General features: G+C 67.2%; 17 protein-coding genes. 12 read left to right on the forward strand and 5 right to left on the reverse strand.

Annotated features, from left to right (window positions below; translation table 11 throughout):
* Nucleotide 1: 1 nt before the first annotated feature.
* Nucleotides 2-841 carry a universal stress protein gene (locus EPO41_RS00395; RefSeq protein ID WP_296319082.1) on the reverse strand — a complete coding sequence of 280 codons (840 nt, stop codon included), beginning with the start codon at nt 839-841 and terminating at the stop codon, nt 2-4.
* 101 nt (nt 842-942) lie between these two features.
* On the opposite strand from EPO41_RS00395, the gene EPO41_RS00400 reads away from it, so the two are divergent.
* Nucleotides 943-1,677, forward strand: a complete 735-nt coding sequence (locus EPO41_RS00400) for a sulfite exporter TauE/SafE family protein (protein ID WP_296319084.1) — start codon at nt 943-945, stop codon at nt 1,675-1,677.
* Between the two features lie 19 nt (nt 1,678-1,696).
* Here the strand turns inward: EPO41_RS00400 and EPO41_RS00405 are convergent, their stop codons facing one another.
* Both EPO41_RS00405 and EPO41_RS00410 read right to left on the reverse strand, forming a co-directional pair.
* Entirely contained in the window at nt 1,697-1,831 is a 135-nt protein-coding gene (locus EPO41_RS00405; protein WP_296319086.1) for a hypothetical protein, read from the reverse strand.
* Between the two features lie 145 nt (nt 1,832-1,976).
* Nucleotides 1,977-2,774 carry a DUF2189 domain-containing protein gene (locus EPO41_RS00410; RefSeq protein ID WP_296319088.1) on the reverse strand — a complete coding sequence of 266 codons (798 nt, stop codon included), beginning with the start codon at nt 2,772-2,774 and terminating at the stop codon, nt 1,977-1,979.
* 124 nt (nt 2,775-2,898) lie between these two features.
* On the opposite strand from EPO41_RS00410, the gene ccoN reads away from it, so the two are divergent.
* From ccoN to EPO41_RS00460, 10 genes are all read left to right on the forward strand, one after another.
* Nucleotides 2,899-4,362, forward strand: coding sequence for a cytochrome-c oxidase, cbb3-type subunit I (gene ccoN, locus EPO41_RS00415; protein ID WP_296319090.1), 1,464 nt, complete (start codon nt 2,899-2,901; stop codon nt 4,360-4,362).
* 10 nt (nt 4,363-4,372) lie between these two features.
* Nucleotides 4,373-5,098, forward strand: coding sequence for a cytochrome-c oxidase, cbb3-type subunit II (ccoO, locus tag EPO41_RS00420; protein WP_296319091.1), 726 nt, complete (start codon nt 4,373-4,375; stop codon nt 5,096-5,098).
* Nucleotides 5,099-5,111: 13 nt separating this feature from the next.
* The gene (locus EPO41_RS00425) at nt 5,112-5,264 is read left to right on the forward strand and encodes a cbb3-type cytochrome c oxidase subunit 3 (RefSeq protein WP_296319094.1); all 153 of its coding nucleotides are present in this window, start codon (nt 5,112-5,114) and stop codon (nt 5,262-5,264) included.
* A gap of 10 nt (nt 5,265-5,274) precedes the next feature.
* On the forward strand, nt 5,275-6,135 hold the full coding sequence (ccoP, locus tag EPO41_RS00430) for a cytochrome-c oxidase, cbb3-type subunit III (protein WP_296319095.1): 861 nt from the start codon (nt 5,275-5,277) through the stop codon (nt 6,133-6,135).
* Nucleotides 6,136-6,154: 19 nt separating this feature from the next.
* Nucleotides 6,155-7,624 (forward strand): cytochrome c oxidase accessory protein CcoG, encoded by a 1,470-nt coding sequence (ccoG, locus tag EPO41_RS00435; protein WP_296319098.1) that lies wholly within the window; start codon nt 6,155-6,157, stop codon nt 7,622-7,624.
* 10 nt (nt 7,625-7,634) lie between these two features.
* Entirely contained in the window at nt 7,635-8,111 is a 477-nt protein-coding gene (locus tag EPO41_RS00440; protein WP_296319100.1) for a FixH family protein, read from the forward strand.
* Nucleotides 8,108-10,480: a heavy metal translocating P-type ATPase metal-binding domain-containing protein gene (locus tag EPO41_RS00445; protein ID WP_296319102.1), complete on the forward strand. Its 2,373-nt coding sequence runs from the start codon at nt 8,108-8,110 to the stop codon at nt 10,478-10,480. The genes EPO41_RS00440 and EPO41_RS00445 overlap by 4 nt, the downstream gene beginning before the upstream one ends.
* Nucleotides 10,480-10,635, forward strand: coding sequence for a cbb3-type cytochrome oxidase assembly protein CcoS (gene ccoS, locus EPO41_RS00450; protein WP_295137193.1), 156 nt, complete (start codon nt 10,480-10,482; stop codon nt 10,633-10,635). Before EPO41_RS00445 ends, ccoS begins: the two co-directional genes overlap by 1 nt.
* Entirely contained in the window at nt 10,632-10,826 is a 195-nt protein-coding gene (locus EPO41_RS00455) for a hypothetical protein (protein ID WP_296319104.1), read from the forward strand. The genes ccoS and EPO41_RS00455 overlap by 4 nt, the downstream gene beginning before the upstream one ends.
* A 70-nt stretch (nt 10,827-10,896) precedes the next feature.
* Nucleotides 10,897-11,268: a hypothetical protein gene (locus EPO41_RS00460; protein WP_296319106.1), complete on the forward strand. Its 372-nt coding sequence runs from the start codon at nt 10,897-10,899 to the stop codon at nt 11,266-11,268.
* Here the strand turns inward: EPO41_RS00460 and EPO41_RS00465 are convergent.
* Nucleotides 11,249-12,307 (reverse strand): LLM class flavin-dependent oxidoreductase, encoded by a 1,059-nt coding sequence (locus EPO41_RS00465; RefSeq protein WP_296319108.1) that lies wholly within the window; start codon nt 12,305-12,307, stop codon nt 11,249-11,251. The two genes, EPO41_RS00460 and EPO41_RS00465, sit on opposite strands and share 20 nt — an antisense overlap.
* A gap of 242 nt (nt 12,308-12,549) precedes the next feature.
* Here EPO41_RS00465 and EPO41_RS00470 point away from each other — a divergent pair, with 242 nt between their 5' ends.
* A complete protein-coding gene (locus EPO41_RS00470) occupies nt 12,550-13,533 on the forward strand; it encodes a tripartite tricarboxylate transporter substrate binding protein (protein ID WP_296319110.1) in 984 nt (327 codons plus the stop codon).
* 17 nt (nt 13,534-13,550) lie between these two features.
* Here EPO41_RS00470 and EPO41_RS00475 read toward each other — a convergent pair whose 3' ends face one another.
* Complete coding sequence (locus EPO41_RS00475; protein ID WP_296319113.1) at nt 13,551-14,636, reverse strand: amidohydrolase family protein; 1,086 nt, start codon at nt 14,634-14,636, stop codon at nt 13,551-13,553.

The raw sequence follows: 14,636 nt of genomic DNA on the forward strand, positions 1-14,636 counted from the left end.
CTTAGTGGGAGATCAGCACGGGGACGGTCATGCTCGCGAGCAGCGTGCGGCTAACGCCGCCCAGCACCATCTCGCGCACCCGCGAGTGGCCATAGACGCCCATGACGATGAGATCGCTGCCGATATCCGCGGCGCGCGACAGGATGACGGCGCCCACGTCGCTGTCGGCGGCGACGTCGCGCTGCACGGTCACCTTCACGCCGTGGCGGGTGAGCCAGAGCGCCACATCGGCGCCCGGTTCGGCGCCGTGTCCGTCCGGCGACGTCCGCGGGTCGACGACGAGGATCACGACCTTCTTGGCCATTTGCAGGAACGGCAGGGCATCGGCCGCCGCCCGTGCACTCTCGCGACTGGCGTTCCAGCACAGCAGCACGGACTCGCCGATCGGTGCGCGCACGCCGATATGCGGGACCACGAGGGTCGGCCGGCCGCTGGCCAGGACGACGGCTTCGGGCAGGTCAGACGGCGTGGGCGTCTGGGCATCGGGGTCGGTCTGACCAAGGACGAGGAGATCGGTGTAGCGCGCCTGGATGACGAGCTCGGAATCGATGAAGCCATCGGTCACGCGCCATTCATGGGAGGGAACGCGACGTTCCTTCACGGCCTTCTGGAAGGCTGCGAGCGCGGCGGCCTGATCGGCATCGGCACTGGCTTCGTAGCTGGCGAACAGCGAGTCCATGGCGACACCGCCCTCGAAGAAGATCGGCGCTTCGAGCGGCGGACGAGCGTGCATGCCGATCAGATGGGCGCCGTAGCGCTCCGCCAGCTCAGACGCGACAGTCAATCTCTGGCCGACCTTGGGGCTGGCGTCGCAATGAACGAGAATCGTCTTGTAGGCCATGGGTATCCTCCTGAAGGTTCCTTCATCGTGCACGACCACCAGGAGCGCGACCTTGACGCAGGTCAATCGCCGCCCGGGAAAATCATGGTCCATTGGCGTCGATGGACATCATCTCCCGCTTCTTCGCGATGTGCGGCGACGGCCTCATGGCTGCCGCGTCGATGCCGCTCGGCCTGCCGGCGGCGCTGCTCCTGGCCGGCCTTGCCGGCAGCCTCGTGCATTGCGTCGGCATGTGCGGCCCGTTCGTGCTGGGGCAGGTGATGGCCTCGGTCGAGCAGCCGGGGGATCGACCCTACGGCGAGTGGCACCGGCTGACCGGCGCCCTTCTCGTGCCCTACCATCTCGGCCGATTCACCACCTATACGGGGCTGGGGGCCATGGCCGGAGGCGCGACGGCCGTGTTTGCCTCCCTGGAGATGTTTGGCTGGCTATCGGCCATCCTGCTGATCGCGGCCGCCGGCCTGCTGGCGGCCCAGGCCCTCGGTATGGCCGTGAATGCGGCCTCGCCGGCGACGAAACTGGTGGCGCGTCTCGCCGGCCCCCTCTCCGCCTCACGTACCGCGTTGGCGCGGTACGGGCTGGGCGTCGTCCTGGGTTTCCTGCCTTGTGGTCTTCTCTACGCTGCCCTGGCCGCTGCGGCGGGCACCGGGTCGGTCGTGTCGGGAGCCCTCGCCATGGCGTGCTTCGCACTCGGCACCGTGCCGGCGCTGGTTGCCGTCGGCTGGGGCGGGCTGATCATGCGGCGACATCTGCGGACGATCGCCCGTTGGGTCAGCCCGCCGCTCCTCGCCGGCAACGCGCTGGTCATGCTCGCCCTCGCGAGCCAGAGGCTCTAGCAGCCCCGCTTGTCGAGATTCAGTAGGTCGCCAGGGACTCGAGAGCAGCGGCGGCCGCCAGAACGATCAGGATCGCAACGAACAGCCACAATCCAATGGCGCCGACGTCGTGGACGAACTCTTCGGAGGTCATCACTTTCGATCGCTTGGCCATGTCGCCCTCCTGCAAATCAATCCGTCATGCTCAGCAAATCCTACTCCGCCTCCCAATCTGAATATGACGATGTGCGCCAGCCGACACTTCAGGAATTGAACTAGGGGTTTCTACGTAACCGCCGCTGCATGCATGCCGGGCAACACTAGGAAGAGGGCTCCGGCTCGAAGCGGATGACGTCACGGTAGGCGTGCCACGTTGCGTGAGCGACCAGCGGCAGGGTCACGACCAGCCCCAGCAGTCCCGGAATCATGCCGAGGCCGGTGAGGAACACGATCAGTCCGGCCCACAGGAGCATGGGCCGGAAATTGAGCCGGGTCGCGGCCACCGAGGTCGCGATCGCCTCGAACATGTTCGAGTTCCGCCGGTCGAGCAGATAGGGAATGGAGAAGGCGCCGATCGCAAAGGCGATGGCCGCCAGGAACGCGCCCAGGCCGATTCCCAACGCCAGGAACGGCAGACTCTTCGAGGTCGTCCAGACGAGGTCGAGAAAGCGGTCCCAGGAGGGGACGGTGCGGAATTCGAAGAGGGCGAAGAGGAGCTGCGCCAACCTCATCCAGGCCAGATGGAAGAGGAGGAGAAGCACCCCCATGAGCGCGATCTGTTCGGGATTGCGCCGCCAGGCCATCAGGGTGGATTTGCCATCGACGGGCTGACGGGCCTCGAGCCGCCGGCTGATCTCGTACAGTCCGGTGGCAATGAAGGGGCCGACATAGAAGAAGCCCGCGCTGAGCGGCAGGACGAGATAGGGCAGATCGAGCCGCAGCATCAGCACAATGGCCAGCCATCCGGCCGCCACCGGCACGATTCCATAGGCGAGACTGCTGCCGGGTGCGGCCACTATGTCGCGCCAGCCGGCGGCGAGCCATGTCCAGGGACGATCGACGGGAACCCGCCGGATGAGTGGACGGGGCGTCGGAAACACCGCAATGGTCTCGCTCATGGCGCCTCACATTCAGGTTGCATGCGTCATTGTGATCCGTCACTCCGCGCACAGGCCTTGACCCAAATCAAGGGCGCAACCGCGACCCTCTCCTAGTGTCCCCGCGACCATTCGGGGAGTGAGCATGCCGAGCCAAGCCGTATTGACAGCCGACCAGCGTCCGGCGCCGCGCTACGTCGAGGACGTGATCCGCGCGGCCGCCATATTGACGATGTTCTGGGGCATCGCGGCCTTCCTGGTCGGCGTCGTCATCGCCGCCCAACTCGTCTGGCCGCAGCTCAGCTTCGACAGCCCCTACCTGACGTTTGGCCGGCTGCGTCCGCTGCATACGTCCGCCGCCATCTTCGCCTTCGGCGGTACCGCGCTGATCGGCACGGCCTTCCACGTGGTGCAGAGAACCTGCCGCACCCGGCTGTTCGGCGGGGAGCCGCTCGCCTGGTTCGTGCTGCTGGGCTACCAGTTCTTCATCCTCGCCGCGGCGCTGGGCTATCTGTTCGGCATCACGCAGAGCAAGGAATACGCCGAGCCCGAATGGTTCGTCGACCTCTGGCTCACCATCGTATGGGTGGCGTACCTGATCACCTATGTCGGCACGGTGATGAAGCGCGAGGAACCGCACATCTACGTGGCCAACTGGTTCTACATGGCCTTCATCATCACCATCGCGATGCTCCACATCGTGAACAACCTGGCCCTGCCGGTCTCGATCACCGGCACGAAGAGCTATGGCGCGTGGTCGGGCGTCCAGGATGCGATGATCCAGTGGTGGTACGGCCACAACGCCGTCGGCTTCTTCCTGACCGCGGCCTTCCTTGGCATGATGTATTACTACATCCCGAAGGCGGCGAACCGGCCGGTCTATTCCTACCGGCTGTCGATCGTCCACTTCTGGTCCCTGGTGTTCCTGTACATCTGGGCCGGCCCCCATCACCTGCACTACACGTCGCTGCCCGACTGGGCCCAGACCCTGGGAATGACCTTCTCGGTGATGCTCTGGATGCCGAGCTGGGGCGGCATGATCAACGGCTTGATGACCCTGTCGGGCGCGTGGGACAAACTTCGCACCGACCCGGGCCTGCGCTTCTCCGTGACCGCCGTCGGCTTCTACGGAATGTCGACCTTCGAGGGACCGGTCATGTCCATCAAGGCCGTCAACTCGCTGAGCCACTACACCGACTGGACGATCGGCCACGTGCATTCCGGCGCGCTGGGCTGGGTGGCCTTCATCGTGTTCGGCACGCTCTACTATCTGGTCCCGACGATGTGGAAGCGTCCGGCCATGTGGTCGACGCGCCTGATCAGCTGGCACTACTGGATCGCGACCGTTGGCATCGTTCTCTACATCACGGCGATGTGGGTGAGCGGCATCATGCAGGGCCTGATGTGGCGCGCCTACGACGAGCTTGGCTTCCTCCAGTACTCGTTCGTCGAGACCGTCGCGGCCATGCATCCCTTCTACCTGATTCGTCTGCTGGGCGGCGTTTGCTTCCTGAGCGGCGGGCTGATCATGGCCTACAACATGTGGCGAACCATCCGCAGCGAAACGGAGACGCTCGCCACCCAGACCCAACCGGCACTCGCGGCGTAAGGAGCGTCCAATGTTTATCCGCCACGAGACGATCGAGAAGAACGTCATCCTGATGCTGGTCCTAACCCTGATCACGGTATCGATCGGCGGCCTGGTCCAGATCATCCCGCTGTTCACCGTCGAAACGACGATCGAGCGCATCGACGGCATGCGCCCGTACACGCCGCTTGAGCTGATGGGCCGCAACATCTACATCCGCGAAGGCTGCTACCTCTGCCACAGCCAGCAGATCCGTCCCTTCAAGGACGAGGTCGAGCGCTACGGCCACTACAGCCTCGCGGCCGAGAGCATGTACGACAAGCCCTTCCAGTGGGGTTCCAAGCGAACGGGACCGGATCTCGCACGCGTCGGCGGCCGTTACTCGAACGACTGGCACGTCGCCCATCTCGCCTCGCCGCGCGCCGTCGTGCCCGAGAGCGTGATGCCGGCCTATCCCTTCCTGGCGAACCGGCCACTCGACTATTCCGACATCGCCCAGCATCTCCGCACGCTGCGCACCGTCGGCACGCCCTACACCGACGAGATGATCGCCAACGCGCGCGCCGATCTCGAGGCGCAGGTCGATCCGGACCGCGATCCGACCGCCATGCAGAAACGCTATCCCCGCGCGCCCGTCGCCAAGTTCAACGGCGAGACGACGACGATCACCGAGATGGATGCGCTGGTCGCCTACCTGCAGATGCTGGGCACGCTGGTGCAGTTCGGCGACATCCCGCCCGACCGGCTCAAGCAATAGAGAGGAGCCCGCCATGACCCTCGAGAGTCTGCACGAACTCCTCGCCTCTTTCTGGACGGTCTGGGCCGTCATCATCTTTCTCCTGATCGTCTTCTGGGCCCTGCGGCCACGCAACAAGAAGCGCTTCGAGAAAGATGCCCGGATCCCCCTCGACGACGACCGCTGAAGGACTGGCCATGCCAACCAAGATCGAGAAAGACACACTGTCGGGCCAGAACACGACCGGCCATGAATGGGACGGCGTCAAGGAGCTGAACACTCCGCTGCCGACATGGTGGGTCTATACCTTCTACGCCTGCATCGCCTTTGCCGTCGTCTACTGCGCCCTCTACCCGTCCTGGCCGTGGCTCACCGGCCACACGCAGGGACTGCTGGGCTACTCGAGCCGGGCGGAGCTGCGCCAGGAACTCAGTGCGCAGGCGAAGGAACGCGCCAGCTTCGTCGACCGCATCCGCACCGCGTCGCTCGCCGACATCCGCAAGGATCCGGAACTCTTCAACTTCGCCATGGCGGGCGGCCGTTCGGCCTTCCAGACCAACTGCATGCAGTGCCATGGCGCCGGCGGCGGCGGTAGCACCGGCTTCCCCAACCTGGTGGACGACGACTGGATCTGGGGCGGCAGCATCGACCAGATCTACGCCACCATCGAGCACGGGATCCGCAACAGCGACGACAAGTCCCGTCAGTCGATGATGCCGCGCTTCGGCGTCGACGGGCTGCTGACCGGCGCGCAGGTGGCGGCCGTGACCGACTACGTGCTCAGCCTGTCCGGCAAGGCGAAGGCGACGCCCGAGGGCGCGAAGATCTTCGAGGAGCAGTGCGTCGCCTGCCACAAGACGGGCGGCAAGGGCGACCAGGAACTGGGCGCGCCCAATCTCTCCGACGGCATCTGGCTCTACGGCGGCAGCCGCGACGCGATCTACCGCTCCATCTTCTATGCCCGCAACGGCAGCATGCCGGCGTGGAGCGGCCGCCTCGACGAGGCGACCATGAAGATGCTGGCCGTCTACGTCCACTCGCTGGGCGGCGCCCGCTAGGGGCGATGCAGGTCGAACCATGGCATCCCCCGCCCGCCAGGCCGACAGGGCCCCGCCACGGCCGCCGGCGCCCGAGCCGCCGCTCTACGCCCCGCGCGCGCGGGTCTATCCGCGCGCGATTTCCGGGAAGTGGCGGCAGATCAAGTGGGCCACCCTGGTCGTGCTTCTCGGCCTCTACTATGTCGTGCCCTGGCTGCGCTGGGATCGCGGACCCGGTGCGCCCACGCAGGCCATCCTGATCGATCTCGACCATCGTCGCGGCTGGTTCTTCGACGTCGTCATCTGGCCGCAGGAAGTCTACTTCGTCACGGGCTTCCTGATCCTGGGCGCGTTCGGCCTGTTCTTCGCCTCGTCCCTGTTCGGCCGCGTCTGGTGCGGCTTCACCTGCCCGCAGACCGTCTGGACGGACCTGTTCATGTGGGTCGAGCGGATGATCGAGGGCGACCGCAACGAGCGCATGCGGCTCGACCGCCAGCCGATGTCGGCGGGCAAGGCCATCCGCAAGACGCTAAAGCATGCCGCCTGGCTCGCCATCGCCGCCGCCACTGGCGGCGCCTGGGTTTTCTACTATGTCGATGCCCCGACCACGCTGGTGAAGATCTTCCGTGGCGAGGCGTCGATGGAAGTCTACGCCTTCGTCGGCCTGTTCACCGCCACGACCTACGTCCTGGCCGGCTGGGCGCGCGAGCAGGTCTGCACCTACATGTGCCCGTGGCCGCGCTTCCAGGCCGCGATGCTCGACGAGCAGAGCCTCATCGTCACCTATCAGAAGTGGCGCGGCGAACCGCGCGGCAAGCACAAGGCCGGCGACAGCTGGGACGGCCGCGGCGACTGCATCGACTGCAATCTCTGCGTCGCCGTCTGCCCGACGGGCATCGACATCCGCGACGGCCAGCAGATCGAATGCATCGGCTGTGGCCTGTGCATCGATGCCTGCACTCAGACGATGGACAAGGTCGGGCGTCCGACCGGGCTGATCCGCTGGGATACGCTGGCCGCCCAGCAGGCGAAGGAGGCCCGCAGCGCGCCCGTGCCGTGGCGGCCCGTCCGGCCGCGGACCCTGCTCTACGCCGGCCTGCTGAGCGTCGTCGCCGCGATCATGCTGGTGGTCTTCGCGCTGCGCGCCGATACCGAGCTGACGGTACAGCGCGACCGCAACCCGAACTTCGTGCGCCTGTCCAACGGCGACGTCCGCAACTCCTACGCCGTCAAGGTGCTGAACAAGCGCCGCACGCCCCAGCATGTGCGGCTCGAGATCGACGGGCTGCCGTCAGCGCAGCTGGGCTTCGTCGGCGCCGACGTCGAAGGCAGCGGCCCGACCGCGACCCTGTCCGTCCAGCCCGACACCGTGGGCACCTTCCGTGTCTTCGTAACGGTGCCTGCTTCCGCTGCGCCAGCGGGCGCGAAGCCCATCACCTTCACCGTGCGCGACGAGGCGGGCGGCGGGCGTGCCTCGCACGACGCGGTCTTCGTCGGCCCGGGACGCTGAGGACAGGATCATGAACACTGCCAATGTCGCACGCAGCCGGCACATCCCCTGGTTCTTCGTTGCCGGGTTTGCGATCGTCTTCGCCGTCAACGCGACGATGATCGCGTTTGCGGTCGGATCCTTCTCCGGCCTCTACACGCCAAAGCCGCGCGACCGGGGCCTGCACTACAATGAGATCATCGCGGCGCAGCAGGCCCGCGATGCACTCGGCTGGCGGGTCGAACCCACCTGGCAGCCCGGCAGTGACAGTATCGAGATCGCCGTGTTCGATCACGCCGGCCAGCCTCTCGCCGGCGCGCAGGTCGCCGTGGCGCTGGTGCGGCCGGCCGAGAAGGGCGCGGTCGTGGGCGTCGAGATGGCCGCCGTCGATATCGGGCGGCACGCCGGCCACGTCAGCCTGCCCGCGCGCGGCAACTGGGACGTCGACATCTCCGTCGAACAGGGCGGGCAGCGCTTTGCGCAGACTCGCCGGATGTTCCTCAGGTGACCGACGCCGTCCTCTTCGCTCCCGCCGTTGCCGCTCCCGCGGGGCTGCGAACCTGCGCGCATTGCGGCGAGACGCTGCGGGGCACGCCGGAGACGCCGTTCTGTTGCCCGGGCTGCGCCAGCGCGCACGCCATCATCGGCGCCGCCGGACTTGGCGCCTTCTACCGGCGACTCGAAGAGACGCGCGCACACCGGCCCGAGCCGCTCGACATCGACTTCACCACATATGCCAAGCCCGACGGACACGGGGGCGCCTCACTGGAGCTTCTGGTCGACGGGCTCGACTGCGCCGCCTGCGTCTGGCTGATCGAGAGTTTGCTCGCGCGCAATCCCATGGTCACCCGCGCGCGGGTCCACCTCTCGACACGGCGCCTGTCGCTCGCGTGGAAGGGATCGATAGACGACGCCAACGCACATGCGGGCCTGGTCGCAGCCCTCGGCTTCCGGCTGGCGCCCTACGACACCATCGCGGCCGCCGCAGGCGACGATCGCGAGACCCGCGAGCTGTTGCGCGCCATGGCCGTCGCGGGCTTCGCGGCAGCCAACGTGATGCTGCTCTCCGTCGCCGTCTGGGCCGGCCATGACGGCTCGATGGGCGATGCCACCCGCACGCTCTTCCACTGGCTGTCGGCCGCGATCGCCCTGCCGGCCGTCGCCTATGCCGGCCGGCCCTTCTTCCGCTCCGCCCTGAACGCACTGCGCGCCGGGCGCACCAACATGGACGTGCCGATCTCCATCGGCGTCACGCTCGCCTGCATCGTCAGCCTGCACGAGGCCTGGGTCGGCGAACAGCACGCCTATTTCGATTCGGCCATCACCCTGCTCTTCTTCCTCCTGATCGGACGCTTTCTCGACCGCCGCGCGCGCGGCCGTGCCCGTGAAGCGGTGCATGCCTTGCTGGCGCTGTCCAGCCGCAGCGCCACGGTGGTCGCCGCCGACGGCAGCACCCTGTCGCGCCGCGTCGACGGTCTCGTTCCCGGCGACGTGCTGCTGGTCGCGGCCGGCGAGAGGCTGGGCGCCGACGGCATCGTGAGCGAGGGCGTCTCCTCGCTGGATGCGTCGCTGGTGACCGGGGAGAGCCTGCCGCAGCCGGCCTTTCCCGGCGTCAAGGCTTTCGCCGGCACGATCAATCTCGGCGCCGTCCTGCGCGTGAAAGTGACGGCCGCAGGCGACAACACGCTGCTGTCGGAGATCGTGCGCCTGGTCGAGGCCGCCGAACGCGGGCGGTCGCGTTTCGTGGCCATCGCCGACCGGGTCGCGCGCGCCTACGCACCCGTGGTGCACGTGACGGCCCTGCTGACCTTCCTGGGCTGGACCCTGCTGGGCGGCCTCGCCTGGGACAGGGCGCTGCTGATCTCCACGGCCGTCCTGATCATCACCTGCCCCTGCGCGCTGGCGCTGGCGGTGCCCGTCGTCCAGGTCGTGGCCAGCACGCGGCTGCTGCGGTCGGGCATTCTGCTCCTGTCGCCGACCGCGCTGGAGCGCCTGGCACAGGTCGACCACGTGGTCTTCGATAAGACCGGCACGCTCACCCTCGGCCGACCCGAGCTGGTGTCGGCGCCGGACGACCCCGAGACCCGGCGGCTGGCCGCCTCGCTCGCACTCAACTCCCGCCATCCGCTGGCCCGCGCCCTCGTGAGGGCTATCCCGGAAGCGATCCCGGCCGCGCGCGTCGTCGAACATCCGGGCGCGGGACTTGAGAGCGAGGGCGTGCGGCTCGGGTCGGCGTCGTTCTGCGGCGTCACGGATCCACTGGACGACGGAAGGTCGGAACTGTGGCTCGCGCAGCCCGACCGGCCGCCCGTGCGTTTCGCCTTCGCCGACCGGCTGCGACCGGACGCGGCCACGACCGTCGCCGCCCTGCGCGGCAGCGGCTTCGCCGTCGAGGTCCTGTCGGGCGACCGGCAGGCTGCGGTGGCCGATGCGGCGGCGGCGGCCGGCATCGCCGAATGGCGGTCCGGCGTCACGCCGGCGGAGAAGGCGCAGCGCCTCGCCGAACTTGCCGCCCAGGGCAAACGCGTCCTGATGGTGGGCGACGGATTGAACGACGCGCCGGCGCTCGCGGCTGCCCACGCTTCCATTTCGCCAACCACCGCCGCCGAAGCCACCCAGTCCGCCGCCGACGCGGTATTCCAGGGTGATGCGCTCGGGCCAGTCACGGAAATCCTGGACGTGGCGCGCCGCGCCGACCGGCTGGTTCGCCAGAACCTGGCTTTGGCGCTCCTCTACAATCTGAGCGCCGTGCCGCTTGCGATCCTGGGCAACGTCACGCCGCTGATCGCGGCCGTGGCGATGTCCTCCTCTTCCCTGCTGGTGATCGGCAACGCCCTGCGTCTCGGTACCGGCGGACCGAAAGGCCGGAGGTCCTGATGGACAGCCTGCTCGTCCTGGTTCCCGCGGCGCTCATCCTCGGCCTGCTCGCGTTGGCCGCGTTTCTCTGGGCCCTGCGCAACGGTCAGTACGACGATCCCGATGGCGCCGCCGGCCGTATTCTGTTCGATGACGACGACACAAGGAGCAAATGATGTCCTACTGGATCATGGGAACCATGGCCGCCCTGATGGGCCTGGTCGGGCTGTTCATGGCGGGCGCCGCAAAGGACTCCGGCATCCTCGCCTTCGGCCTCGGCCTCTCGCTCTTCGGGGTGCTGTTCTGCTGGTTCATGATCAAGACCAGCTTCGACGAGGCCGAACGCAACGCCGCCGGGGGCAAGTAACCGGGGTTGATCTGGATCATGGGCTGTTGAATTCTGGCGGGCATAGTGAGCCATCGCCCAAGGAGAACTCATGCCCCTCAAGAAGATCATCCTCGAACTGGCCCGCACGCCCGAGTTTCCCAACGGCAGCTCGAACCATGGCTACGAATTCGTCGCGCCGCTCGACGCGCAGGGTCATCTGCAGGCCGAGGGTTGGGCCAAGCACAAGGCCGCCTGCACCGTACGCCGGTTCTGGGAAGGCGCAGACGACGAGACCGGGCACCTGATCCATCGCCGGGACGGCAAGTGGGTCTTCTCCTACCAGCCGGGCGACGACGACGATGAGCCCATCTTCCGCTTCGACACCCACAGGTTCGTGGTCGGCGAATACGTGTCCGTCACCGAGCATGACGGCATCCAGCGGCCATTCAAGGTCGTGAAGATCACGCCGAAGGTGGTGTGATGGCCACTCGCGGCATGATGTGCTCCGCGAAGCGGCGCATTTCCGCCTCGAACGGCTGGAACTGGAGCATGAAGGTCTCGATGCCGGCGCGGTTGAAGTCCCTGATCCGCGACGCGACCGTGTCGTAGCTGCCGACCAGGCCGGCGCCCGTGCCGCCATTGCTGCCGACGCGCGGGAACTTCGCGATCGTCTTGGCCATCACCGAATCGGGGTCCGTGTTGGCCTTCTTCACCGCCTTCCACGCGGCGTCTTTCTCGGCCAGCGCCGCGAGATGGCGCAGCGCGGCTTGGGCTTCCTCGTCGGTCTCGCGCGCAATGACGAAGGCCGACAGGCCAAAGCGCAGCGGGTGGTTGGTCCGCGGGCGGCGCGCCACGTCGGCGATCAGTGCCTTCACATCGTCCAGCGGCTGTCCATTGATGAACCAGACGTCCCCCTGGTCCGCGACCAGGGCCCGCGCCGGCTCGGATTCACCGCCGACATAGATGCGCGGCCGGGCGCGATGCAGCCCGGCGGGGCGCAAGGCGTAGCCGTCGAGGCGGAACTGCTCACCCTGGAAGTGGACGCTTTCGCCGCGCATCAGCGGTTCGACGACGCTCAGCCACTCGCGGCCGTACGCGTAGCGCGCATCATGTTCCGGAAAAGCGATGCCGGCGCGTTCCAGTTCCAGCTTATTCCACGCATTCACGACATTGATCGCGAAACGACCGCCGCTGATCTCCTCGATCTGCAACGCCATCTTGGCGAGGACCGCCGGATGATAGAGCAGCGGCTTGATGGCGGTGATGATCTCGATCCGGCTGGTCAGCGCCGCCAGCGCGGCCGACGCGGTCCACGCCTCCAGCTGCGCGAGGTCAGGCTTGTGCGGGTTGATCGTGTGCTGGGCGACCAGCGTCGAATCGAAGCCCAGCCTTTCGGCTTCCAGGATCAGTTCGCGATTGCGCTTCCACGAAGCGTCGTATGGCTCGTCGGGATCCTGTAGCGCGGCGCGGCTGCCATGGACGAGGGCCCAGATGCCAAAGCGTATGGGTGGAACGGTCATTTGAGGCGGGTCGGCGGACATGTCCGCTTATAGCACGGCAATCGACGCACGCCGGCCGTGCCACGCCGGAGATTAATCTTTCGTCGCAGACGATCGAGGCGATGCGGCGATCGCCTCTTCACGGAATCATCGATGCGAAGATTCGATGTATGAGCCCGGCACGCACTGCCACGCTGGGCTCGCAATAACCGCTTCGGAGTCGTTCCGGAACATTGCGAGTTCACCATGCGTAGGAGTTCAGTATGACGGGCAGCACACCAACACGGCGCCACTTTCTCGGTGCCGGCGCCGCCGCAATCGCGACAACGGCGCGGCCGCTTCAGCCCCGGGCCGAGGCCTATCCGGGGCGGCCCATCACCTATGTCGTTCCCTTCCCGCCGGGCGCCACTAACGACAATTCCGGACGTATCGTCGCGCGCAAGCTGGGCGAGAAGCTCGGCCAGACGATCGTCGTCGACAACAAGTCGGGCGGCGGCGGGTCGATCGGCGCCGAGTTCGTCGCCAGGTCGAAGCCCGACGGCCACACGCTGCTCAATGCCTCGACCGGCAACCTCACCGTCGCGCCGCAGCTGATGCGGACCGGATACGACCCGTTCCGGGACTTCAAGCCGGTCGGCTATGTCGGCGCGTCCCGCTCAGTGTTTGCGGTTCACCCCTCCCTGCCCGTCAAGACGCTGGAGGAGCTGATCGCCTACGCCAAGGAAAACCCGGGCAAGCTCAATTTCGGTTCGGCCGGGAACGGCTCCGGCGGACACCTCGCCGGGGAATATCTCAAGCTGCGCGCGAACATCGACATGGTGCATGTGCCCTATCGCGGCAGCGCGGCCGCCGCGAAGGATGCGACGGCGGGTCTCGTGCAGCTGATGATCGATCCCATCACCGCACCGCTGGTCCGTTCGGGACAATTGCGCGGCCTGGCAGTTTCCGGAAACGACCTGCGCGACGACCTGCCCGGCGTGCCCAGCATCGCCGAGGCCGGCATTCCCGACTGGGAACTGAGCAGCGGCTTCGTCGCCGTCGCGCCGGCGGCCACACCGGCGCCCGTCCTGGCGCGATTGAACGAGGTCTTCGCCGAAATCCTGTCGGATGCGCCGACCATCGCCTCGCTCAACGCGATCGGCCTGCGGCCGCTCGTGCTGACTCCCGACGAAATCGTCGCGAGCCTGAAGAAGGAAAGCGACACGAACCGGCGGATCATCCAGACGGCAAACATCACCGCCGACTGAAGCGCTCGGTCCGGGCGCTACCTTGTCCGGAGATCGACCGCCAGCGCCACCGGCAGGCGGTCGAGACCGTAGGTGCGCATCGCCGTGCCGCTGTAGAGCGCGGTCTTCTCGGCCGCACCGGCCTTTGCCGTCAGGCGCTTGAAGGCGTTCCACAGGACCGGGTAGCTGCACTGGCCCTTGTCGACCGGGAAGTTGCTCTCGAACATGCAGCGGTCGGCGCCGAACGCCTCGATGCAAGGTTCGATGTAGGGAGCCCAGGTTTTCGCCAGCTCCTCCGAACCCGGCGGCTTGGGCTTCCTGTGGAAGTCAAAGCCGTTCACGAACATGGTGAGGCCGCCAAGCTTGACCCGAACATTGGGCAACTCGGCGAGCTCCATCATGCGCTGCTTCCACTCGGGATAGACCTCGGCCTGCTTGCCGCGGAAGGGACCAATGCCGAGCGGGCCGCCGACGTGATCGACGACGATCGTCAGTTCCGGCACGGCCTTCGCCAGCTTCACCACATGCGGGAGCTGCGTGTGATAGGCCCAGACGTCGAGCGGCAGCCCCTGCCTGGCCAGCCGCCGTGCGCCCTCGGTGAAGGCCGGATGCTCGAGCGGCCCCGGCGGTTTCATCACCAGGTTCGTCGTAACGTCCGGCGACGGATGCCAGGCGGTGCGGTTGCGGATGCCGCAGAAGCGGCCGCCGGCGACCGCGCGATGCTTCTCGAGCAACACTTCGACCTTGTCGCCCAGGGTGAGGTCGACCATGCCGATGATTCCGGCGCAGGCGCGTGTCGGCCCGTGACGGCCGCTCGCGCTCACTGCCGCAACCCCGGTCACGAACTCGGTCTCGCCCAGTGACCGTTCCTCGTCCGGCCCCGAGGCGCGATACATCTCTCCGCACTGCACGAAGATGGTGGCGCGCACGTCATGGCCGCTCGCCGTATCGGCCAGGAGCTGCGGCAGCAGGTAGGACTGCCCGCCGTCGCGCTCCCAGAGATGATGATGCGGATCGACGATCGGCAACCCCGGCTCGAGGATTTCCTCCTCGGTCAAGCCGAGCCAGTCCTCGCGCACGATGATCTGGCGACCGTGTCCCAGCAGCGGATCGTCTTCGGCCAT

The organism is Reyranella sp. (assembly GCF_004297265.1).
In the GTDB taxonomy this organism is placed as follows: domain Bacteria; phylum Pseudomonadota; class Alphaproteobacteria; order Reyranellales; family Reyranellaceae; genus Reyranella.